The following is a 23,878-nucleotide window of genomic DNA, read 5'->3' on the forward strand; positions in this document are numbered from 1 at the left end:
TTCGTCATTCGTCGCGCAGGAGACGCCCCGCGTTCGCGATCACCACGAACGTGCCGACGTTGTGCAGCAGCGCGCTCGCCACGGCGCTCAGCACGCCTAGTGCCGCCAGCGTGATGACGGCCACCGTCCACGCGAGCCCGATCGCCGCATTCGCCGTCGCGATGCGCCGGCAGCGCCGCCCGAGGCGCACGCTGTCCGGCACGCGGCGCAGGTCGTCGGCGAGCAGCACGATATCGGCGGCGGCCACGGCGATATCGATGCCGCGTTCGCCCATCGCCACGCTGGTCGCACCGGCCTTGATCGCGAGCACGTCGTTCAGGCCGTCGCCGACCACCATCGGGCGGCGCCCCGCGCCGATCTCGCCGAGCACATAGTCGAGTTTGTCGTGCGGCAGCGCGTGCGCCACCACGGTGTCGATGCCCACTTCGGCGGCCACGCGGTGCGCCACACGCTCGCGGTCGCCCGTAAGCAGCGTCGCACGCTCGATGCCGAGCGCACGCATCCCGTCCAGCGCTTCGCGGGCTTCCGGGCGCAGCGTGTCGGCGAAACCGAACCATGCGAGCAGGCGGCCGTTGAGCGCGATGCCTGCGCATGGGCCGTCCAGCTGCGCGGGCGTGGGCGGCAGCGCGCTCACGTATTGTTCGAGCAGGTCATGGCGGCCCAGCACGGCCTCGCCTTCCGGCATCGTCGCGAGCACGCCGAGGCCGCGCAGTTCGCGCGCGTGCGGGGGCGGCCCGGTGTGCGGCGTCCCCGGCGCGCCGTAGCGCAGCAGCGCGCGACACACGGGATGCGCGCTGACCTGGGCGAGCTGCGCGGCCAGCGCCAGCGTGCCGGCTTCGTCCGCGCCCGGCTGCAGCACCACCGTCGTCACGCGCAACTCGCCGTGCGTGAGCGTGCCGGTCTTGTCGATCACGAGCGTATCGATCTCGGCCAGCGCGTCGATAAAGGCCGCATTCCTGAACAGGATCCCGCGCCGCGCGCCCGCCGCGATCCCGGCGATCGCGGTGGAAGGCGCCGCCAGCACGAGCGCGCATGGGCACGCGGCGACGATCACCGCCAGCATGGCCGAAGCATTCGCGCTCACGAACCAGACGATCGCCGCGATCAGCAGCACGAGCGCGAGGTAGGCGTCCATATAGCGTTCGAGCGCCTGCGTGATGGGCGGCTTCGCGGCTTCGGCACGCTGCATCAGTTCGACGACCTTGCCCAGCGTCGAGGCCTTGCCGACGTGCGTGATCTCCACGCGCAGCGGGCCATCCAGATTCATCGCGCCGCCGAAGACGCGCGCGCCCTCGCGCGCATCCTGCGGCAACGATTCGCCCGTGATCGGCCCGTTGTCGATGGCCGAGCGGCCGTGCCGCACGATGCCGTCCGCGGGCACCCGCGAGCCGGGCAGCACATCGACGACGTCGCCGGGGCGCAGCGCGTCATAGGGCACGGTCTCGATCGCGCCCGCGGCGCTCACGCGCCGTACGTCGCCGGCAGTGAGGCGGCCCAGCGCACGGATCGCTTCCTGCGAGCCGAGCACGCTGCGCTCTTCGAGCGCGTGACCGAAGGTCATCACGATGGGCAGGAGCGCCGCCGTCGTCATGTCGCCCACGGCCCAGGCGCCCAGCATGGCGAGCGCAATGAGGCGGTCGGTCACGCCGTGCAGACTCGGCGTCCTGAGGCTGCGCCACGCGCCCGCGAACACGGGCGGCGCGACCACGAGCGAGGCCGCCGCAGCCAGCACTTGCGCAAGCGTGGCGTTGCCGCGCGCCAGATGCGGCCATGCGAGCGAGAGCAGCAGCAAGGCACCCGCGAATAGCGCGAGCAACGTGTGGCGCGTGATGGCGCGGCGCTCGGCGTCCGACATGACGAGCGTGGCAACGGATGGCCCTGCGTCAGCTTCGTGACCTTCTTGACCCTCGCGCGCGTGGCCGTGGCCGTTGGCGTGCGTGGATCTGGCTTCCTGCGCGGCGCCGGGTGCGCGATGACTCGTCGGCGTTTCGTATGGCGTCGTCATGGCGCGCGCCCCGGCAGCACGAGGCTCGATGCGTCGTTGGGGTCGAGCGTCGTCACGCGCGCGGCGTGCGCGAGCACCGCCTGCACGCGGTCGCGATACGCGCGCGCAAGCAGCCCCGGATCGTGGTTCGCGCCGAGCGCCGCTTCGAGCTGCGCGATCGTCGAGGTTTCCGACTGCGCCGTCGCCACGCGCTCCGCCGCGCTCGCTTGCGCGTCCTGCACGATGCGGTCGGCGCTTTGCTGCGCGTGCTGCCGCGTCTTTTCGGCGAGCGTGCGCGCCTGCGCGACATCGCGCTCGGCGTTCTGCAGCGAAGTCAGCACGGCATTGAACGCATCGACCGCCGAGGCCGGAAACGACGCTTGCAGATCCATGCGCGAGACCTCGATGCCGAGCCCCGCATGCGCGGCAGTCAGCGCGTCGAGCTGACGCTGGACCGCGCGCGCGAGATCGCCGCGCAATTGCTCGCGGCGCGCGGCCATCTGCTGATCGGCGGCCACCATCTCCGGGCGCGCGACGAGGATCGAATCGAGGTCGCGTTGCGCCGCGGTTTGGGCCACCGCGGCCGAGACGATGCGCTCGAGCGCGGCGTCGAGATGCTCGAGCTGCAACGCATACGCGTAAGGGTCGCTCACACGGTAGAACAGCGTCGCGCTCACCTGCACGACGCCGTTATCGCCCGTGAGCACGTAGCCGGAACCCGCAAGCGCGTCGCTGGCATCGCTCAATTGCGCGGGCGCACCCGGATCGCGCGTGAGCGAGACGATGCGCCGCTCGAGCACACGCTCGCTGCCCGGCACGAGCAGCACCGTTTCGAACGGCCGCGGCAACGCGACGAGCAGCCCCGCGCCCTGGCTGCGCACGTAGGCGCCAAAACGCATCACGACGGCGCTGCTGTCGGCGGGAATGCGGCGCACGTTCGACGTGGCCCACGCGAGCGCGGCCAGCACGGCCAGCGCCGCCACGAACCAGAACGACAGACGCACCGCCTGTGCGCCGGGCCCGAGCGCCGGGACGTTGTCGCTCGTGCTCATGGCGTGTGTCCGCGAGCGTGCGCAGTGGTTGCGGGCGCAACGACAGCGCCCGACGGCGCCGCGGCCGCACCGAGCCCGGGCGGCCCCTGCACCAGTGCGCGGAACGGCGCGGCGTCGGTGCGCAGGATCAGGTTCGTGTTGCTATTGACGACCGTGCCGAGCGTGTCGAGCGAGCGCAGCATCGTATAGAGCTGCGGATCGGCGGCATAGCTCTTGCCGTAGATCGCCGCGGCATCCTTGCGCGATTGCGCCTCGATATCGGCGGCTTTCACGTTGGCGTCGGCGATCAGCACGCGCGCGTCGCGATCGGCGTCCGAGCGGATCTGCGCCGCTTCGCGCAGGCCTTCGGCCGTGCGTTGCGCGGCCACGGTCTCGCGCTCGGCGCGCATGCGATCGACGGTCGCCGCCAGCGTCACGGCGGGCAGCGTGAGACGCTCGAGGCCCACCTGCACGACGTGCACGCCATAGGCCGCATACACCTGCGCATCGACCTGGCGGCGCAGCGCCTCTTCGAATGCGCCGATGCGGACCTGCGACGGATCGGTATTCACGAGCGAGGCGAGATCGAAGCCGGCCGACGTGGTCTGCAAGGCCGAACCGACCAGCGAGCGAATCTGGCGCGCGGCTTCGTCGGGTTCGTTGCGCACCGCGCGCACGAAGCGGCCGATGTCGTTCGCGTTGGCGGGCACGCGCCAGGCCACATAGGCCTGCACGATGATGCGCAAACCATCGCGCGTGCCGACGTCCTGCAGGCCGCTCGAAGTCGTGTGCAGGCGCAGGTCCACCGGCACCGCGGCCTCGATGGGCGCGGGCAGGCGCCACGCGAGACCGGGCCGCAGCAGCACGCGCACGGGGTCGCCAAAGCGCGTGACGACAGTGGCCTCGCCCTCGCGCACCTGCACGACGCTCGCCACGATGAGCGCGACGATCACGCAGAACAGCGCGAACACCACGCGCAACGCAAAACGCCGCGGATTCACAGGCGCCGATCCGACTGAACCACCGGAGCCGCGTGCGCCGTGGTCATGATGATGATGGGAATGCGCATCGCCGTGCGTATGCAAAAGGCTCACGTTCGAATCACCTTGCTCTGTCTATGGGGTAACGGGTCACCACGCCTTCTTCATGCCTGCCGCCGTGGCCGGGCTCAACGTGCGCAGGTCGATCGTCGCGCGGCTGCCGCTCGCGAGCCGATCGTCGATCACGGTCACGCTCGCGTTTTTTAGCCCTTTTTGCAGGCTGTGCAGGTAATACTCGAAGCCGAATGCCGGGCCGCCGAGCTGCTGCGCGATCACATCGGCGTCGAAGCCGATCTGCTGGGCGCGCGCGGCGGCAAGCGTGTCGGCCGCGTTCGCGCTGCCCAGCGCGACGGTCTCGATCGCCTGCTGCTGCGCTTGCCCGAGCGCCGTCGCCGCAAAGCCGTGCGCCTGCACCACACTGGCCTGCGCGCGAATCTGCGCGGCCTGCACGCCGTGATACGCGGCGGCCGCGCCCGCGGGCGGGTGCACGCTCTCGATCACCACGGCCACGACCTCGATGCCGCTCGCGAGCCGGTCCAGCTCGTGCTGCACGGCGCCGCGCAACGCGCGGGCCATGGCCGTTTGTGGCGTGTCGAGCAGCGACGGCAGCGTGCGCGACGCGAGGTAACGCACGACCTCGCGGTTCGCGATCGAGCGCACCGTGTCGTCCATGTCGACCGCTCGATAGAGCGACGCGCGCGCCGCCGCGTCCGTGAGGCCGACACGATAGTCGAGCCGCACGTCCGCGCTCACGATCTGGAACGCCTGCTGCGCGCCGCTCGTGCCCGCGATCACCTGAGTCGTCTCCCAGGGATGCGCCACGTCCCACAGGCGATTCAATTGCGCGGGTGTGTCGCCATCGGCGGAAACGGCAGGCGCGGCGCGGCTGCTGTCGTTCGCGCTGCCCGAGACGATCAGTTGATGGACCGCGCCGTTGTCGATTACGCGCGCGCGGCCGAAGGGCCAGGGCAGGCCCACATGCAGGCCCGGCTGCCACACGGCGACAGGTGCGCCGAAGCGCTCGTACACGGCGCGCTGATCGGGACCGAGGATCGTCACCCCGCCAAGCAGCCACCCCGCCACCACCATGGCCACCAACGCGCCTGGCAGGAGGCGAACGAAGCTCTGGAGCGCCCAGTTCTGCCGCAGATCGATGCCATAGCGCATGCGCAATTGGGCATTGAGTGCGGCGACCGGACGTGCCTGCACGCTCAGCAGGCCCGCGATGCTGCTATGCAGGATGCGGTCCTCGCCGGGCTTGGCCAACGCTGCGAGCAGCGCGCGCAGGCCGAGTTCGACGGCAATCACGCCGGAAAGCAGGGCGACGATGCGCACGAGCCACGTAAGCGGCTCGCCCGCATAAGCCAGCGCCGCGACCGATGCCGCCATACTCAAGGCCGCGACGAGCACCACGCGCAACAACCCTGCGAGCGCGGCGGATTCGCGCGATTGTGCGGCGCGCTGCGCATGAAAGCGCTCGGCCACGAGCGCAGCAAAAGCGATGACGAGTGCAGCGGCTCCCGCGACGAGAAACGGCGCCGATTCACGTTGCGAAACCGTTGGCGCAAACGCGGGAGTCGTCCACGCGGAGATGGCGAACGCAAGCGAAACGAGTGCGGCGAGCGGCGCGATCCAACCTTGCCACGGAAGCGACTGCAGCAGGCCGCGCATATCGGCGGCCTCCGAATTGCGCTGGAACGCGAGGCGCAAGAGGTGCAGTGCAGTCTTCGCGACCGGTTCGCCGGCTGGCACGCGCGCCGCCAACAGCCGCGCGCCGAAGACGACGATGAAGAGATTGAGGCACGCGCTCGACATCACGGCGCATAGCCGCGCATCGAACGGCACAGCGGAAACGAAAGCCAGCGCGCCGAACACGCAAGCCAACCCCAACGCGGACCAGCCAAGCCTCGTCTGGCCCGCACGACCGCCGAGCCAGCCATAGCCTTCGCGGTGGTCGCGCGATACGCGATGCATCATCAGCAATCCTTACATGCAAATTACATGAATCAGGCCCGCGCGTAACGACCACCGATCGCGCGACGCTGAAATTCGCGCGCCCAATGTAGCGCGCTCAAAACCGAAACTCAATATAACTGGCCGCGTGCATCCGTGCCCCACTATTTAGCCGATTCGGAGCACAATACCTTCAGTCAATTTAGTCTGCTTTCCGGACGCGAGCGGCCCCTCGCGCTATCACACCCCGATCACAATTCTCGAGCTGCGCATCGACCCCAAAGTCATCATATGGACGGCTTGCTGATCGGTCCGGCAACACGCAGGCAGGCGCTCTTCGCCAGCGTATGCGCGTTTGCGATCCTCCTCACGCTTGCGCTCGCGGCGCCGCGGGCGCGCGACGCCTTGCCCGGCATCGCCCCGTTCATGCCGATGTGCGCGCTCACCGTGTTCACCACGTCGAGCATCGCGGCGTTCCTGCTGGGCGCGCGTTTCGCGGCTACGCGCGTGGCCATGCTCGCCGCGCTGGGCGGCGCCTACGCGTTCACGGCCATTACCGTCGCGCTGCAGCTGTTGATGTTTCCTGGCGTGTTCGCGCGCACGGGTTTGTTCGGCGCGCTCCCGTATAGCGCCGAATGGATGTGGGTGTTCTGGCACGCCGGCTTTCCCGCGCTCGTCATCGTGGCCGAACTGGTGAGAAAGCGCCTGCCCGCCCCGCCGTTCGCCCGCGAACGTCTCGACGCGCGCGGCTGGCTGCTCATCGCGGGCCCGGCGGCGGTCGCCGCCCTGCTCGGCGTGCTCGTCACGCACGTCGATCTCGCCTCGCCGTTTCACGACGTTGCGGACGCTGTGCCGGCCGCTGCTTTCTCGCCGGCGTCGGTCATCGCGAACAATCTCGCGGGCCTCGTGATTTGCGCGCTCAACCTGATCGCCATCGCGCTCGTGCTGCTCAAGGGACGGCTGCGCCTCGTGCTCGATTTGTGGATCGTGGTGGCGCTGCTCGCCTCGCTCGTCGACGCCGCGCTCAATACGCTCAGCATCGAGCGCTTCACGGTGGGCTGGTATGTCGCGCGCGTGTTCAGCATGTTCGCGCCAGGCGTGCTCGTGTGCGTGCTGGTGTGGGAAGTGACGGCGCTCTATCGCCAGCTCGCGGAAGAACACGCGACGCTGATCCGCGCCTCCGCGCGCGATGCGCTCACGCGTGTCTACAACCGCAGCTATTTCGACGAGCAGTTCCGCGAGGCCTTCGAGCGCGCCGCGCACAGCGGCCAGCCGCTTTCGCTCGTGATGCTCGATGTCGATCACTTCAAGCACTACAACGACGCTTTCGGCCATCTGCACGGCGACGCCTGCCTCGGCGCCGTCGCGGGCGCGCTCGCCGCCACGCTGGCAAGCACGCTGCACACACCGGGCGGTTTCGTCGCGCGCTATGGCGGCGAAGAATTCGCGCTCGTCCTGCCCGGTACCGGCGCGGATGAAGCCGCGGCGCTCGCCGAACGCGCACGCGCCGCCGTCGAGCAGCTCGGCATTCCCTCTCCCGCCGCAGGCGGCCTCGTCACGGTGAGCGCGGGCTGCGCCACCCGTGACGCGATCGTTGCGTCGTCCCCCAATGCGCTGATCGAAGCCGCCGATGCCGCGTTGTATGCGGCCAAACACGCCGGCCGCAACCGCGTGAGCCACACAGGCGCGAGCATCGCGTAAAGCGTGCCGATTCGTTGCCGCTTGCGTTGGCATGAGCGGCATTGCGAAGCGCGGCATTGCCATAAGCGCAACGCATTTGGGTTTCAACCAGGTGCTTCGATGTCAATGCATCAATAAAGTGCGTGCTATGGCCTGTATCGGCATTTGCATACGTCGCGCGCAACCCATGCAAATACATCGATGCATGCACATTTTGTTCCCCACACGCTTTCAAAATGTAATGAGGAATCGGGATGTCCATTGAAAAATCGGCGGAAATTGCCGCCCGTTTCGACCGGCTGCCGCCGTCGCGCACAGTCTGGTCGATGGTGATTCTGCTGTCGCTCGGCGGCGTATTCGAGTTTTACGACCTCTTCTTCACGGGCTATGTCGCGCCCGGCATGGTGCATTCGGGTCTCTTCACACCGGAATCGCTCGGCTTCTTTTCCGCACTCGGGCCGCTCAAGGTGGCCGGCTTCGGCACCTTCGTATTCTCGACCTTCGCCGGGCTGTGGGTCGGCGCGCTCGCGTTCGGCCAGGTCGCCGACCGGTTCGGGCGGCGCATGATCTTCACGTGGTCGCTGATCTGGTACATCGTCTGCACGGCGATCATGGCGTTTCAGACGAGTGGCCAGGCGCTCAATATCTGGCGCTTCATTGCGGGCATCGGCATTGGCATCGAGCTCGTGACCATCGACACGTATATTTCCGAGCTGATCCCGAGCGGCGAGCGCGGCCGCGCCTACGCAGTCAACCAGTTCATCACGTTCAGCGTGGTGCCCGTGGTCGCGTTTCTCGCCTATATCCTCAAGGACTCGCATCCTATCGGCCTCGACTACTGGCGCGTGGTGATCCTGATCGGCTCGGTGGGCGCGGTGGTGGTGTGGTTCCTGCGCCGGAGCATTCCCGAGAGCCCGCGCTGGCTCGCGCGCAATGGCCGTGAGGACGAAGCGGAACGCATCGTTGCAGACATCGAACGGCGCGTCAGCGCCGAAACGGGCACGGCTCTGCCGCCGCTCGGGGCGATCTCGCTTGAAAAGGCCGGGCGCGGCTCGCTTGGCGAAGTGTTGCGCGCACCGTATTTGCGGCGCACGGTGATTCTGTCGATCTTCAACATGGCGCAGGTGATCGGCTTTTATGGCTTCGCCGCGTGGGTGCCGACGCTGCTGATCGCGCGCGGCGTCCACATCACGCAGAGTCTTGCGTACGCCTTCGTGATTGCCATCGCCAATCCGTTCGGGCCGCTGATTGGCGTGTGGTTCGCCGACAAGCTGGAGCGCAAGACGCAGATCGTCGGCGGCCTCCTGATGATGGCCGTGGTGATTACGCTATTCGCGCAAGCCACGCAGCCGTGGGTCCTGATCGTGCTGGGCGTGCTGTTCACGCTCGCTTCGAACGTGATGTCCTATGCCTATCACGGTTACCAGGCCGAGCTTTACCCGACGCGTATCCGCGCGCGCGCCGTCGGCTTCGTGTACTCGTGGAGCCGCATCGCCGCCGCGTTCGCGGGGTTGGCCATCGGCATCCTGCTCCATCATTACGGTGTGCCTGGCGTCGCGGTGTTCATCGGCGCTTCGATGCTCGTGGGCATCGTGATGATTCTGCTAGGGCCGGTGACGCGCGGGCTCTCGCTCGAATCGATCAGCCATTGAGTCAGGCGATCGTCAAAACAGCACGTGCGATTTGACGATCATCTGGAAAGCAGCGGCCAGCACGCACACGAGCACGACCACGCGAAATGCGAGCGGATGCAAGCGGTCGCGCAACGGTCGAATGAGCAGCATGCCCGCGATGGCGGGCACGCTGGCCGCCGCCGAAATCGCGAGATCGACGAGATTGGCGTGCGCGCCGTGGCTGAACGTCGTGATGAGCGTGATGACCGAAACGACGAGAATGATCGCGATCTGTTTCGTGAAGGCGCGGCCCGTGGCGCCCGACGCGATCAGATACATGGCGAGCAAGGGCCCTGGCACGGCGGCAATGCTCTCCATGAGCGCCGCCCCGAAACCGAGCGCAAAACCCACTGGCCGCGCGAGCGCGGGCGCGAGCTTGAAACGCGGCGAGACGAGCAACAGCAAAGCCGCCACGATCAACGCCACGCCCGATGCCGCCTGGGCGTGATGCGGCTCCAGCGCGATCAGCACGGAAACCCCAATCACATTGCCGATCACGGTGCCAATTAATGGCGCCGCGATATTGCGCACGGTAGGCAGCATTTCGCCCCCCTCCAGCGCCTGCGGAATATTGCCGAGAATGATCGGCATGGACAGCAGCAGCACTGCTTCCTTGACCGGCAAAAATTGCGTGACGATGGGCATGGCCACGAGCGGCACGCCAATGCCCGTCACGCCCTTCACCATACCGCCCAGCACGAGCGCAACCGCAATGCCGAGCAATTGAAGGACGTCGAGCGACTGCAGATGGGGCGCGAGAAGGCCCGAGGAAAAAGAAAGGCCGGACATCGGTGACGATCAGGGCAATAGGCGCGCGTCGTTACGCGCGCCGCTCATGAGAAAGTGGCCGCGGGCGTCGAAATGCCGGCGCGGCCACCGGTACGCAAACGAATTTCGCTTGTGCGCTTTTCTCAGCGACTTAATTAAGCAGCCGCTGCGGCTTGTGCCGACTTTGTGGCGGCTCGACGGCCCGCCGTTTTACGCGCCGCCCGCTTTGCGGGTGCGGCTCTCTTCGCCGGTGCGGCCTTGGCGCGCTTCGCCGCGGTCTTTTTCACCGCCGCGGCATTGGCGCGCGGTTTGCGTGCGGCCTTGGTCGCGGTCTTTGCCGCGCTGCCGTCGATCAGGAATTTCGAACGGTCTTTCACGTCGCGAATCCATGCCGGCGCACGGCCGCGGCCGGTCCACGTGGCGCCCGTTTTCGGATCGGCATATTTGGCCGCAACAGTGCGCTTCGGACCTGCGGCTTTGACGCCTTTGCCAGGCTTGCGGCCACGCTTCTTGCCGACGAAGCGGTCGATGTCGGCCACGCTCAGGCCATGTTTGGCCATCAGATCGCGAATTTTCGTGAGACCGACCGACGCTTGTTTTTCCACGATCGATTCGGCCTGCTTTTGCAGCTTTGCGATCTTCGATTGAATTGCATCCAGGGTGACCATTCACACCTCCTTATTCACGGTTTTTACGGACACCCTTCAACCATCAGTGGCCGATCGAATTGCGATCTTGTCGGCCGGGGCGTCGCGAAAGACAAGGTGATTATGAAGTCAAATCCCGCACGCTGGCAAATTTAAACGAATGTTTTGTAGTGAAAAACATGTTTCCTGATCAGACTATTGATCGTTCCGCAAACAAAGTTCCCATGAATTCTCATTGAGAAACATTCGCACCGCTACGCAACGAGAGGCGTGCGCTGCAATTCGACGACATTGACCTGCGTGCCGAATATCTCGCGAATCATGGGCAAAAGGTGATCGTGGTGCGTCAGAAACAACACCTGGGTTTTCGCGGAGAGATTCCGTAATGCCGCGAAACCGGCCTTTGCGCGCTCGTCGTCGAAATTGATGAAGAGATCGTCGGCAACGAAGGGCAGCGCCGCCTTGCTCACCAGCTGCAATTCGAGGGCAGCGATGCGCAGCGCGAGAAAAAGCTGGTCGCGCGTGCCTTCACTCATTCCACTCACTTCCACGGTTTTGCCGGTGCTGCGGCGCGCATGCAATGCGGGCGGATTGCGTTCGTTATCGACCACGAGCCGCGCGAAATCACCGAGCGTGAGTCCCCTGAATATTTCCCCCGCGCGACGCAGCATCGGCCCCTGCTTCTGATCGCGATAACGATCCGTTGCCCATTTGAGCAGGCGGCTCGCGGTCGCGGCTTCGAGATATTGCTCCGCGGCGTCGCCCATGGCGCTCAAGGCTTCCTGGCGCTTCGCTTCGGCGAGCGCCGCATTGGCCTGGCCGTTGATCGCGTCGAACTCTTGCCTCGCGCTCACCTGTTGCTGCAGGCACTCGCTCAACGCGCGGTCGCCCGCTTCGCGTTGCTGGTTCACGGTTGCGAGCAGCGCGGGTACCTCGGTGATGGGCTGCTCCGCAATCTCTGCCGCGATGGCCTCCTGTGCAAGTCCGTCGCCTTCGCGCACGAGCGTGTCCCGCGCCGCCGAGATCGCTTTCGACAGCGCGCGACGCGCGTCGGAACGCTCGGCGAGCGGCAATGCCGCGTCGATTTCGTTCACGCCCGCGAGTTTCAGAATGGGCTCGATGCGCGCCTGTGCGCCCGCTACCGCCGCGGCGGCATCGGCTACGCGCGTGCGGGCGACCTGCGCGTCGGCATCGGCCTGGGCGAGAGATTTCGCCGTTTCGCGCGCGGTTGCGAGCCGCGCCGCGAGCTGACGCGCCACGTCGATGCCGTCGCTCGACACGGGCCATTCGGGCGCGAGCGTCTCGGCGAGGCGTCGCGCGTCGGCTTCCAGCATCGCTAATTGCGTGCGAATCGCGCGAATGCGGTTGCGGGGTGCTTCGGCATCCGAAAAAGCGGCCGCAATGGCATTGGCGAGTTCGACGGCGCCTTCCGCCGCCGCGAGCGTCGCCGCGCGTGCGCCGAGATTCGCTTGCGCGAGCGCCTCGCGCCATTGCGTCTGCCACTTTGCGTAGGCGTCCTGTTCAATCGTCAAACGGGATTGCGCGGATTCACTCGCACGCTCGGCGTCACGAATCTGTGCTTCCAGACCTTCGCGCTGCACGGCGCTCTTGTGAGCCGATTGCACGACGGTTTCCGCCATGCCGATCAACGTCGTCAGCGCATCGTCTTCGTTCGCCTGTGCGACCGGGCGCAAGGTTTCGAGCAGCGCCGCATGCGCGGCGATGCGCGCCGCTCGACGCGCTTCAAGCTCGCTCGCGCGGCGATCGCTTTCACTCTGTGCATTGAGCGCCGCTTCACGATTCGCGAGCCACGCGCCCATGTCCGCAAGCGTCATGCCAGCCAGTTGCGCGTCAATGGCAATTTGCGTCCAGGAATTGCGAAAGGCTTCAAGTTCGCGCTCGCGTTCGCTCAACGTCGCAAGCTTGCGCTGCGCATTCGCGCGCGCCGTTTCGACTTGCTGACGCAAGTTCTGCAATGTAGCCGCCGCCTGCGAGGTGCCGAGTTGCGCGTCGACGAGTTCGTCGGCGAGGCGCATCGCGTCGTCCACGGCGGGTGCGCCATCCGCGAGACTGACGCGCGCCTGCCTGACTTCGTCCCACGCGCTGTCGCGGCGCGTGCGCGCCGCCTGCACTTCGGCAGTCGTGACAACCTTGTTGCCCTGCGTGAAATGCGTCTCCTGCAATTCGAATCGCTCGATATCCTCTTGTGCGGCCGCTGCCGCATCTCGCGCTGCGGCCACCGCGCTCTGGCGCTCGCTTTCTTCCTTTTGCAGTGCGGCCAGACGCGTGGCCGATGGCAGATCGAGCGCGCGCAACGCCGGCACCGGCTTGCTCCACTGGCCCAGCAGTTGGCGTTTCTCTTCGACCGTGCGCTGCGCGTCCGCCAGTTCGCGTTCGAGCGCGCTTTCCTTCGTCACACTGTTGCGGAATTCGCGCGCATCGTCGAGCGCCGCGTGCAACGCATGCGGCACGTCGATGCCGGGCAGGCGCGCAAGCTGCTCCTGCAATTGAGCGAGCTTGCGCGTCTGTTCGTCATATGCCTCGCGTGCCGTAGTGAGCGCCTGCTCGCGAAGACCGTGATCGCGCAGCAGGTTCGTCACCGTCTTCAGCGCGAGCGCGCCGGGCAGCGCCGCGCGCAATGCGGCTTCATCACCCGGCCAGCCGAGCTGGGCCGCAGCGGCAAAGGCAGCGTCGAGATAGTTGCGGATCTCGGTTTCACGCACCAGCAATTCGCGCGGATGATTGACGCATTCGCCGCGCAGCGTGTCGAGCGCGTCGATTTCGGCTGCGAGTGCGAGTGCCGCACGATCGGGCTCGATCGCATCGCGTGACGCTTTTTTGCCTGCAAGATCGGCCTGGCGCGCTTCCTGCACTTTGCGCTCGGCGGCGATGTCGGCTTGCGCCTTCAACAGATCGGCATGCGCGGTGGGCGGTAGATCGACGACCTCGCCCAACGCGGCCAACTCGTGCTGCTTGAGCGCAAGCTCTTCTATATAGGGAGCGAGGCGGCGCACGCGTTCGAGCTTCGAGCGCTGCGATTCGAGACTGCGCTGTTCGGCGCGCAACCGCTCGATTGCTTGTTCGACCGCTTCGAGCGCGTCTTTCTTCTCGACCCAATCGCGCGTGCGCACCTGCGCGGCCTTCAGTTCGCTCGTTGCCTCGGCGAACGACGTTTCCGCCTGTGCATACGCACTGCCACTGCGTCGCGGAGCCCAAAGTTCGGCCGCGCGATTCTCGAGCTCCTCGCGCACGGGCCCGAGGCTACCCACACCCGCCGCCGATTCGAACAACACCTGGCCGAGTTTGTCCGATGCGTCGAGAATGCTGCGGCCGCCTTCAACGAGCCGCGCATGATCGAGGCCGAACATCTGCTCGAAGAACTCCTTGCTCGTGCCGTCGAGAAATGCGGCGAGAAAGTCGTCGGGCAGTTTGTCGTCCTGCGGAGTGCGCAGCGAGTTGCGGCCGCGCGCGCGATGAAATCGTTGCTCGGCCGCGCCGTTTTCCAGAACGCCGCCAATGCGCAATTCCGGCGTGTTATGGAGAAAGTCGAGCGGCGTTTGCAGGCGCATGCCGAACAACAACTCCGACACGGCGGTCCGCACCGTGGACTTGCCCGCTTCGTTCGGCCCCACGATGACGTGGAAATCGTGCGCCGCATGGGGAAACGGCAGTGTCGTATCGGTGAACTTGCCGTATTTGATCAAATCGAGTTGCTTGAGACGCACTGGTCATTCTCCCGTGGAAAGGCGCGCAAGCAGCGCGGGGCCGACCTGCTCCACCAGCGCCGCGAGTTTGCCCTCGCGGGCGAGTTCGAGCAGTGGCGCGTCTTCTTTCACTTCGCTGCGCACCTTGCCGACGAAGGCACGCAAATCGCGTTCGAGCAGTGCGAGAAATTCGGCGTCTTGCGTGGCGGCTTCGAGTAGCAGTTTGAGATCGGCAATCGCTTCGATCTGCTCGTTCTGTGCAGCAGCCGTATCGGCGGCGCTCGTTTCGAGCTTGACCTTTTCGAGCCACAGCTTGTCATTGCCGATAATGCCGATCTGATTGAGCACCTCGGCGCGCAATTGCGTGGCGCGCCCGAAAAAGAGTCCATGGGCCGGCGACTTGCCCGTCACCGTCACGCGCACCGCGCGCGGCACGTGCGCGTCGACGGCCAACAGCGCTTCGAGCGCAGCGCCGATCTTGCGCGACAGATCCGCGACGCTTTCGCAGTCGCTCGCGTCGACACGCACCGACTCCCAGCGCAGCACGTCGAGGTAGAGACGCTCGACCTCCGTGCGGCCGCCCTCGATGCTCACGAGCACGGCGCCGCGGCGCCCCGTTTCGCGGATGTGCCGGCCCTGCAGATTGCCGGGGAAGACGATGGTCGACTCTTCCGCCCACTGCTGAAATTCGTGGACGTGGCCGAGTGCCCAGTAGTCGTAGCCCTTCGCGTGCAATTCGGCACGCGTGCATGGCGCGTAAGTCGCGTGCGCGGCATAGCCCTCGAGCGCGGTGTGGAGCACACCGATGTTGTAGTAACCGGAAACCCGCGACGGGTAGCCCACGGCGAGATTTTCGACCACGGCCTTGTCCTTGAAGCTCTGCCCATGCAGCGCCACCTTGATGTCGTGCAGCGCGTGGGTTTCAGGCTTGCGATGACTGAACACCACCACGTTGTCCGGCAATGTGAGTTTCCTGGTCATTTCGCTTTCCGCGTCGTGGTTGCCCCACAACGCGAAGACGCGAATGCCCGCCTTGCGCAGACGTCCCATCTGCTGGCCGAAGAAGATGCCGGTGTTGTGGTCCTTCCAGTCGCCGTCGTAGAGATCGCCAGCGATGACGACGAACGCAACCTCTTCTTCGATGGCGCGATCGACGAGCAGGCGCAACGCCTCGCGCGTGGCGTTTCGCAATTGGGCGACCGGCGCATCGGGATAGGCGCTCAGGCCATGGAGCGGGCTGTCGAGGTGTAGGTCTGCCGCGTGGATGAACTTCACGACGTGTCCTCTATGGTGTTTGCGGGCGCTGAATGGAGAAAGGGCGATTGCTGCTTGATCGCGCGAGCGGCAAGTGATGCGCGCCGGCGATGTGAGCACGACTATGGGCCCGGATCGAAGCCCTGGAATGTGACTCGGCAATGGGGCCCAATTTTAATCGACGCGGATGGGGCGGCTTCAGGTAACGTCGCGGGGTAAAGCGCTGCTTCGCACATGACTTCAGCTCGAAGTTCGAGAACTACAAAATACGTATTGAAATATACGATTGGCACCGACGAGGTGAGTTTTAGTTCGTTGACCACCATCCTGACTGTGTTTCGGGGTCGGAGAGCCGTTATGCCCGTGAAACAAGTACTAGAATTTGGATTGCTTCAAGCATGAAACGCCGACGGGATAAGAGTTTCGCCGATTTCTCGGTTTTGAGTGAAATGTTTCACGGTGGATTGGTGGCTTTCTGAGGCTGGATCGGCGCGTCGCGCCGCTTGGCTTTTCGCGATGTGGCTGCTGTTCGCGTCGTTTAGGCCACTGTGCGGTTCGCTCGCTTACCTGTGGTGCTCCACTTCTCTGCTGTATTTTCTCGATGTTGGAGCGCTGATCGCTACGTGGCTTTCTCGTTTTAGGTGGCCGGAGCACTGGGCGCACGCGGCCGCCATCGCTCGCTTCATCCTCGGCGGTGCTGACTGACGTAGACAGTTAGTTGCATTAGAAGCACTTAGTTGTTGGACGAATGTAGGCGATCTATTCAGTCACGAGAAGTCACGCTCTACCGTCTACCGTCGCTCGCCGGATGAGCAACGAATAACCGGGCAAGCTCAGCGCGGGAACGCGGAGACCAAGCGCCGTGGCACGTTACCGTGACGAGCGGTCCTACCCCACTCCCACACCGCGCACAGCGGGCTCGCCTCTGACCCGCAGGCTATCCGTTCTGTCGCTCGCTGGGCTTGCCGGTCCTCTCTAAAACAGGCGTCTCGTGAGCATTACTGGGCGGCGCTGCGTCGGCTGTGCCGGAGGCAACCGGGTGGAATCTCAAGGCAAAGCGCAAGCGGCGGACGCGAGTACATGGCGCCGCCCGCCACCGCCAAAACGTCGGCTCAACGGGCTGACAGCGCTCGTACACTGATTGAGCATGAGCACAATGCGTGAGTTTTGTCGTGACGCATGGATGGAGGGCGTTCATCGCCGTAAAGGCGTCGGGGAACCCGAGGTCGGCGATGTTGGTAAGGCATGGCTCCAAGCCGTGTGGACGACTGCCTGTGCGGGCGCTTTGGCGGTCAACCCAGGAGTTGGCGCAACGTCGCAGTTGGTGCATACGGCAACCGGCAACTGCAAGTCATAGGAGCGGCCGGTGGATCGTGCGATGCAGCCCATCGGACCATGCAAATGCCCCGCCGATTGCCGGCAGCACTCGTTCTCCAGGAGACGATGCGGAACATGGCGCTTCTCCAGTTCTTTAAAGCAGCTTGATCTCAGTCGGAGTGGCGGAGGCGGCTTCGTCTTCCACTGGCGAGCGGGTACCCCCATTAGGAGCCGCAATGGGTTGGGAAATGCCGGCGGTGTGTCGAGTCGACACACGCGCACGCACGATACGACACACGTGCTGGCAACGCCGATTGCACCCGCGGCGGCCGGGCGCGCGGGAGATCTGCGCGAGTGGATCGCCTTTTCACACCTAGGGGCCACCAAGCGCTTTGGACGTATTCGCTTCCTCACGAACCGCGCGCGCCACCGATGTGGCATGTTCCAGATCACGGTCACCAGAGACCGCCCCCGCGGGGTGGCAACGACCGTGTGTCGACTCGACACATCGCCTCGGCCAACAGTTCAGCAACCGAGCGATGGACCATGGCACACCGCACGACGAGTGCAGCCGAGGAGATGACCTCATCCTTCGTTCCCGTCCCAACGATGAGGTTTGTCCTGGATCGCAATCTCCTCAGGCGGCGACCGCGATGAAGCCGCGACAGTGTGTCGACTCGACACACTGCTCCGGGTGGCAAGTCAGCATGCGAGCGAACAAGCGATGAATCGTCCTCGCACACACAGCACGATGAAGGCGCTGGCGAGATGACGTCATCCCCATGCTCGTTGTTACGCGTCCCATGACTCTCGCGGTTTGCAGCCGCGGTCCGCGTGTGTCGACTCGACACAGCGCCTAACCCCAAGCAAATGAATTCGAGGACCGCCGATCGTGGCTCTAGAGCGCGCCTCACACCGCCGGCAACCCGTGAGCGTCGCCAACGGAGTACTCGAGGCGGCTACATGTTTCGTCTTTCGACAAGCATGATCATCGGTCGTGTGTCGAGTCGACACATAACCGATCGCCGGACGAACGCAGACATTATCGATAACCACTCAACTCGACACGACGCAAGCCAAACACCTTTTCACCGCTGTGTGTCGACTCGACACACGAGGCAGGTTAACGGCCCCAACGTCTGGATGCGCCGCCCCCAACGACCAACCCTCGACGCGCTGCCTGCAACCGGAATCCACGCGCCGTGCGCAGCATTGTCATAACCCGCACCTCCCCGCCACGATTTACCTTGCCCGTGTGTCGACTCGACACACGCTCGCCCCACGCCTCACGCGCTCGTCCAACGAGCTCCTATGTGTCAACTCGACACACGAGGCCGATCGACGGTCCCAACGTCTGGGTGCGCCGTCCCCCACCGACCAACCCTCGACACGCTGACTGCAACCGGAATCCACGCATCGTGCGCAGCATTGTCATAGCCCGCGCCGCCCAGCTCGATTTACCTTGCCCGTGTGTCGACTCGACACACGCCCCTCGCTCTCGTCCAACGAGCCCCTGTGTGTCAACTCGACACACAATCTAACGCGCAAAAAGAAAAAGCCCGCCAAAGCGGGCTCCCATCCACACCAACAACCTCGAGGCTCAATCAGCCGGGTTTCACATTGAACAGCTGACTAATCAGCTCCCTAATTTGCGTTTCCTGGGCATCCGACAACACGCCCGTCTTGAGCTTCACCGTAAAGCTGTTGGTGTCCTTGGTGATGCTACCGGCGTGGCTCTTGCCCGAAAAGATCTTCTCGATGCTGCGCTCGGATACGCTTTCCGTCGATTCACCCCGACTGGCCTGCGCGCCGATCGCCGCGGCCAGCTTGCCTTGATCCAGCGTCCGGCCGACCACGGCCGGCCACAACTCGCGCGCTGCCGAAAGACCCGCCGAACCGAACTTCTTGATTGCCGAAACGACCTCGTCAGCGGCCGACCCGCCGAGCAGTCGCGGATTCAAATCAAGATCGCGTCGAATGAAATCGGGCAGATTCTCAAAGGCCAAAAAGCGGTAGAGGCCTTTGCGCGACATTCCCAACGCCTCCGCCATGCGCTTGCGGGTCGGAAACTCCCGTTCGGCGCGCCTTAGCGATTGCCCGATCTCGTAATCGGTGAGGTCTTCGCGGCCGACGTTTTCCACCAGTGCGAGCACTGCCATATCCTGATCGGAGCACTCGATCACGGAGGCACGAATGTCCTGCGCCTGAATCAGGGCGTGCGCACGAAGACGTCGCTCGCCGGCGATCAGCTGATAGCCGTTCTCCGCGCGGCGAACAACGACCGGCTCGACAAGCCCGACTTCGCGGATCGATTCAGCCAGCGAGGCAAGGCCTTCGTCGCTGAAAATCTTGCGCGGCTGCCACGGGTTCGGCTGAATCGCGTTCACGGGAAGCATGAGCTTGTCGCTCGTGTTCTCCAGTTCCTGGATGCGCTGCTGTGCCACCGCCAACGCGCCGAGCATGCCGGGCCCGGTCTTGAATGCGCTGCTGCGGCGCGGCTCGGCCGGAGCAACGGCTGCCGGCCGTTCGGCGGCTGGCCGCTCCGAAGACGAACCGAGTTCACGGGTCTTCGCCGCCATTTTGTCGCGGAATGAACTCACTTGCCGGCCCTCCATTGTTCTACGTAAAGATCGTCGATCCACTGTACGTAATCAGTCAGCGGCTGACGCACGCGCGCCACCGTCTTGTCAGCGAGGTCTCCCTTGCTGATGTCGAACACGGTCGCCATGGCGAGTGCGCCGTTACTCATCGCGGAGCTGGCCGGCACCTCGAGTGCGTTCACCCAGTCCTTGTAAGTCCGCTGCACCCACGAGCGCACAACCGGTGCCGATGACGTCTTGCCGTAGTCGACTTTCGAAAGCAGGACGGAAACGAAGTCGTATGTCTTCTCGTCGCCGCGTTCCATGATCGTGTGCGCGAGGTCCGAAAACAGGCTCCAGAACGACACCGAGCTGATGAAGTCCAGGCTCTCGGGCACGAGCGGCATGACCATCGCATCGGCGGCCATGAGCGCGTTGATCGTGAGGTAGGACAGCGACGGCGCCGTATCCAGAATGATGTAGTCATATTGCTTGCGCAGCACCTCAACGCCCTGGCGCAGCAGATCCCAGAACTTGAACCCCGGGTTCTTGATCACGGTACCGGGAATATGGAACTCCGCGGAAAACAGCGTGGGGTGCGCGGGAATGACGTCGAGCCCGTCCCAGTAGGTTTCCTGCACGAAATTGAGCAAACCGCCTTCCATGTGCGGGTCGTAGATGAACGGCAGGACCGTGCTATCCTCAGTCACTTCCTTTTCGGCATACAGACCGCAGAGCTCCGTCAGCGACGCTTGCGGATCGAGGTCGATCAGCAGAACCTTGCGACCACGCAAGGTCAGGCCTTGGGCGAGACACATGGTCGTAGTCGTCTTCGTCGAGCCGCCCTTGAAGTTGGCAACGAGGATCACCTTGCCGTCGGCATCGCGCACGCCGGTATGGAGCGGTGTCTGATAAATATCGGAAACCTGCTGGACCCAGGTTCTCGCTTCGGGGAGGGTGAAGACCCGGCTGCGCCCGGACCCTTGCGCCACGCCTTGCGGGAGTCCCTCGCGGGTGGCGAGCAGGTTGTTCAGTTTGATGCGATCAATGCCGCACATCTCTGCGACCTGAGCGGAGGTAAATGTGGGCGCCATCTTTCGCGGCCGCGGCGCCAGCATCATCTCCCGAAGCTCTTCAGATAGACGACCGGCCTCTTCGGCAAATTCAGTGATCGCGGAAAGATCCACACGTCGATCGATCGACGGCAATTCGATAGTTTTCGCCATTAATACGCTTTTTATCAGAATTTGGATAAAGCGTAGAATACAGCAAAAGCGTATGAAAACACACTAATTGAGGGCGATATGAAAAAAAATGACCCTTCAAAACGGCCTATATTGCCCTCGTGCAACATTCCCAAGGGCAAAGTACCAGCGCACCCGGCAACGCCACCAAGGCCGCTGTAGACCCTTTCCCTCCGGTATGCCTATTTTTTGTGCAAATCACCAGGGCCAGAGCACTTCGCCGCGACATCACCGGTCGAGGTTTTTGTGCAAATCCAGCTGCGGATCTTTCCGTGCGAGCTTTATCGCTCACATCCGCCTCGCGTAGTCACGGTTTTTGTGCAGTTCCACCGCCTGAACTCCCAGCACAGTCAGATCTAGCGGCCGGGTAACGATTTTTGTGCTTCCAGATTTCTGCTACCCAGTCTGGCCGGCCACAATTGCACAAAAACCGTTACCGTACGCGCTGAGAAAGCCTTGTCGCGCGCGCCCGGCAACCGCATTGCACAAAAACCGTTACCCGATTCGCGCTCCAAGTGAGGTACGGCCGCCGTTTCCCTATCTCCAGGCGGTCCAATTCCACCAGGACGAGTCTCCCACTTCAAAACTGCACAAATTTCGTTACCTCACGCAGACTGCGAACGACCGAACCACCGCACCGCCACCGCACAATAACCGTTACCTTCAGCCCCAACCTCCAGGATGAGCACAAAAAACGTTGCTATCACGGAGTCGCTCGCCCGTGCACAAAATCCGTTGCCTTCCATTCCTCGCGTCGGAAAGTCACTCCTGAGTCGCGTCCCACCGACCTCCGTCAGCGCATTCAATCCGATCCTGGATCGCTTATAGACCTTCTGCACATAAACCACTTCCATAGACCACCGCAACTGCACAGAAATCGTTACCCTCCCACGGATTTCGGCTGGCGAAAGGCAGATCGAGTCCAGGTGTTGCAACACTGGGAGCCTTTACGCGCGGGGCTTTGAAGCTATTCCGCCTTGAATTCCCTGACTGCATCGCGAGACACAACACGTCGAATTTTGCGTTGAGCATCTTTTTTGCGAGCGGTTTGTTTGTTTACTTAAAGATAAAAACCCACCAACCAACTAACGTACGCACGCGTTTTCTTTCATTTCAAACACTTGCCCTGCAAAAGCACCGTTCTATGTGCTCGCTGCACCGTTTTATGTGCGGCCAGGTGCCGTTTTATGTGCGGTCGCTGTAGAGATATTTGTGCGATCAGGTACGTTTTTTGTGCGCGAGCCGAATCGGGTGCCTGTTTGAGGTAACGTTTATTGTGTTGACTTGTGTTTGCGTAGTGATAGAGTGCCCGCCAATGTCGACGGGGAGAGCGTGCGTATGTCGGAGGAGAGCGGGCGAAGGACTACAACACTGCAGATGTCGCTGGGTCTCTTTGAGGAGATGTCCGGCCAGCCGATCAATGAGAGCACGCGCGAGATCGGTTTTCAGCGCAACAACGTGTTCGTCGCCATCAATGGGCTTGGGCTGTCTTCGCGCCGTTTCATCGACGCCGCCTATTTCATTGCCGCCCAGGAACCCGCGCCGCGCGATATCTACGACGTCGACCTGAACTACTTCAAGTGGCTCATGCGCTATGAGAGCCGCAACGTGCGCCATTTGCAGAGCGTCATCAAGGAAGCGCAGCGCGTGCTGATCGAGGTGACCGACACGCCGCCCGACCGCGCGCCCAGCGAAGACGACCAGTGGATTTCCGAGCAGCTGATGGGCAGCGTCAAGATCGGCAAGGGGCGCATCCAGTTCCGCATTCCGCCGCTCATGCTGCGCCACATCACCGGGCCCGACAAGCATCACTGGCTGAACCTGTGCATCACGGCGTCGTTCTCGCAGACCTACGCGCGCGCGATCTACGACTACGTGCTGCCCTTCGTGGCGGCCGGGTTGACCGACTGGATCGAGCTCGACGTCATGCGGCGCTGGCCCGGCAAACTCGGTACGAGCGCGTCGGAGTTCAAGCATTTCCGGCCCAAGTACCTCGATCCGGCGGTGCGCCAGATCAATGAGCTATCCGACATCGACCTCAGCTACGAAACCCGGGCCGACTCGGAAACCTCGCGCAAAATCAACAAGATCCGCTTCCGGATGAAGCGCAAGGACACGGTCGCCGCGCTGCTATCGAGGCAGCCCGACGCGCACGACCTGCTGCTCACGCTAAAGGAGGAGTTCGGCCTCTCCAACAAGCAGTTCGACGTGATCGCGGAGCATCGCATGAGCTGGACCGACGAGCGCATCCAGCAGGCCATCGAATACACGCGTTTCCGGCTCAACCAGGGCAAGGTGACCAAGAGCCCTGCGGGCTATCTGATGAAGGCGCTGAGCCACAACTGGCAGGTCTCGGAGGCCGAGCGCAAGATGGTGGCGATCCAGAGCGAGCTGGCCGTGGCCGCGACCGCTCAGGAGACCGCGAAGACGGTGGCGACCACGGCGGTGAAGCAGAGCATCGCGGCGCGCGACGAAGAGGCGCGCTCGCAGCGCAACGAGGAGGTCAAGCAAGGCCGCGAGCACTTCGAATCGGCCGACGAGAAGACCCGCAAGGAGCTGGTGCGGCTCTACATCGCCTCGCAGGCCGGCAAGCTCATGCTGCGCCGCCTGAAGCTCGAGGCGGGGGCGCTCTCCGACGTGAATATCCTCAACCACTCCGATCTCTCGTGGTATTTCGGGCAATTCGTCTACGGCAAGATGAAGCAGCTTGCCGCGTAGTGAGTGTCTTCAATACGCTCGACGGCTGATATGCCGGTGGGCGTATTGCGGCCTCGCCCCCGTGGCCCGTCACTGCCTCCCACGCTCACGCAACAGAAAACATCCAGTCGATCAATGGCTTAGGGCACTCGTCCCGGGTGTTCTCCACAAGCTTGTCAACGCAATCTGTGGGTAACTCTCGCCCGCAATGCACGAGGCCTTCGCTATACCGATCGTGGCTCGTTGATTGAGCCAGGGCGCCTCGGCGATCGGGCACGCGGGCACCGAAGCATCACATCAGTCATCC

At 64.2% G+C, this 23,878-nt stretch carries 13 protein-coding genes; 3 read left to right on the forward strand and 10 right to left on the reverse strand.

What is annotated here, in order from left to right:
* Window positions 1-4: 4 nt before the first annotated feature.
* The 4 genes from AB4Y35_RS20105 to AB4Y35_RS20120 form a co-directional block, all read right to left on the reverse strand.
* Window positions 5-2,005, reverse strand: coding sequence for a heavy metal translocating P-type ATPase (locus tag AB4Y35_RS20105; protein WP_368705619.1), 2,001 nt, complete (start codon window positions 2,003-2,005; stop codon window positions 5-7).
* Window positions 2,002-3,036 carry a protease modulator HflK gene (hflK, locus tag AB4Y35_RS20110; RefSeq protein ID WP_368705620.1) on the reverse strand — a complete coding sequence of 345 codons (1,035 nt, stop codon included), beginning with the start codon at window positions 3,034-3,036 and terminating at the stop codon, window positions 2,002-2,004. The genes AB4Y35_RS20105 and hflK overlap by 4 nt, the downstream gene beginning before the upstream one ends.
* Window positions 3,033-4,016 carry a protease modulator HflC gene (hflC, locus tag AB4Y35_RS20115; RefSeq protein WP_368705621.1) on the reverse strand — a complete coding sequence of 328 codons (984 nt, stop codon included), beginning with the start codon at window positions 4,014-4,016 and terminating at the stop codon, window positions 3,033-3,035. Before hflC ends, hflK begins: the two co-directional genes overlap by 4 nt.
* A 129-nt stretch (window positions 4,017-4,145) precedes the next feature.
* The gene (locus tag AB4Y35_RS20120; protein WP_368705622.1) at window positions 4,146-6,032 is read right to left on the reverse strand and encodes an SPFH domain-containing protein; all 1,887 of its coding nucleotides are present in this window, start codon (window positions 6,030-6,032) and stop codon (window positions 4,146-4,148) included.
* A gap of 267 nt (window positions 6,033-6,299) precedes the next feature.
* Here AB4Y35_RS20120 and AB4Y35_RS20125 point away from each other — a divergent pair, with 267 nt between their 5' ends.
* Complete coding sequence (locus tag AB4Y35_RS20125) at window positions 6,300-7,709, forward strand: GGDEF domain-containing protein (RefSeq protein WP_368705623.1); 1,410 nt, start codon at window positions 6,300-6,302, stop codon at window positions 7,707-7,709.
* Window positions 7,710-8,014: 305 nt separating this feature from the next.
* Window positions 8,015-9,340: an MFS transporter gene (locus tag AB4Y35_RS20130; protein WP_368706120.1), complete on the forward strand. Its 1,326-nt coding sequence runs from the start codon at window positions 8,015-8,017 to the stop codon at window positions 9,338-9,340.
* A gap of 12 nt (window positions 9,341-9,352) precedes the next feature.
* On the opposite strand, the gene AB4Y35_RS20135 is transcribed toward AB4Y35_RS20130, so the two are convergent.
* The 6 genes from AB4Y35_RS20135 to AB4Y35_RS20160 all read right to left on the reverse strand — a co-directional run bounded on the left by AB4Y35_RS20135 (window position 9,353) and on the right by AB4Y35_RS20160 (window position 20,856).
* The gene (locus AB4Y35_RS20135) at window positions 9,353-10,150 is read right to left on the reverse strand and encodes a sulfite exporter TauE/SafE family protein (RefSeq protein ID WP_368705624.1); all 798 of its coding nucleotides are present in this window, start codon (window positions 10,148-10,150) and stop codon (window positions 9,353-9,355) included.
* A 134-nt stretch (window positions 10,151-10,284) separates the two neighbouring features.
* Window positions 10,285-10,797 (reverse strand): H-NS histone family protein, encoded by a 513-nt coding sequence (locus tag AB4Y35_RS20140; protein ID WP_368705625.1) that lies wholly within the window; start codon window positions 10,795-10,797, stop codon window positions 10,285-10,287.
* 233 nt (window positions 10,798-11,030) lie between these two features.
* Window positions 11,031-14,501, reverse strand: a complete 3,471-nt coding sequence (locus tag AB4Y35_RS20145) for an AAA family ATPase (RefSeq protein ID WP_368705626.1) — start codon at window positions 14,499-14,501, stop codon at window positions 11,031-11,033.
* 3 nt (window positions 14,502-14,504) lie between these two features.
* Window positions 14,505-15,755: an exonuclease SbcCD subunit D gene (locus tag AB4Y35_RS20150; protein ID WP_368705627.1), complete on the reverse strand. Its 1,251-nt coding sequence runs from the start codon at window positions 15,753-15,755 to the stop codon at window positions 14,505-14,507.
* 2,900 nt (window positions 15,756-18,655) lie between these two features.
* Complete coding sequence (locus AB4Y35_RS20155; RefSeq protein WP_368687347.1) at window positions 18,656-19,651, reverse strand: ParB/RepB/Spo0J family partition protein; 996 nt, start codon at window positions 19,649-19,651, stop codon at window positions 18,656-18,658.
* Window positions 19,648-20,856: an AAA family ATPase gene (locus AB4Y35_RS20160; RefSeq protein WP_028208684.1), complete on the reverse strand. Its 1,209-nt coding sequence runs from the start codon at window positions 20,854-20,856 to the stop codon at window positions 19,648-19,650. The genes AB4Y35_RS20155 and AB4Y35_RS20160 overlap by 4 nt, the downstream gene beginning before the upstream one ends.
* A gap of 1,395 nt (window positions 20,857-22,251) precedes the next feature.
* Here AB4Y35_RS20160 and AB4Y35_RS20165 point away from each other — a divergent pair.
* A complete protein-coding gene (locus tag AB4Y35_RS20165) occupies window positions 22,252-23,592 on the forward strand; it encodes a replication initiation protein (protein ID WP_368696210.1) in 1,341 nt (446 codons plus the stop codon).
* Window positions 23,593-23,878: the final 286 nt, after the last annotated feature.

The organism is Paraburkholderia sp. EG286A (genome assembly GCF_040965375.1).
GTDB lineage: Bacteria > Pseudomonadota > Gammaproteobacteria > Burkholderiales > Burkholderiaceae > Paraburkholderia.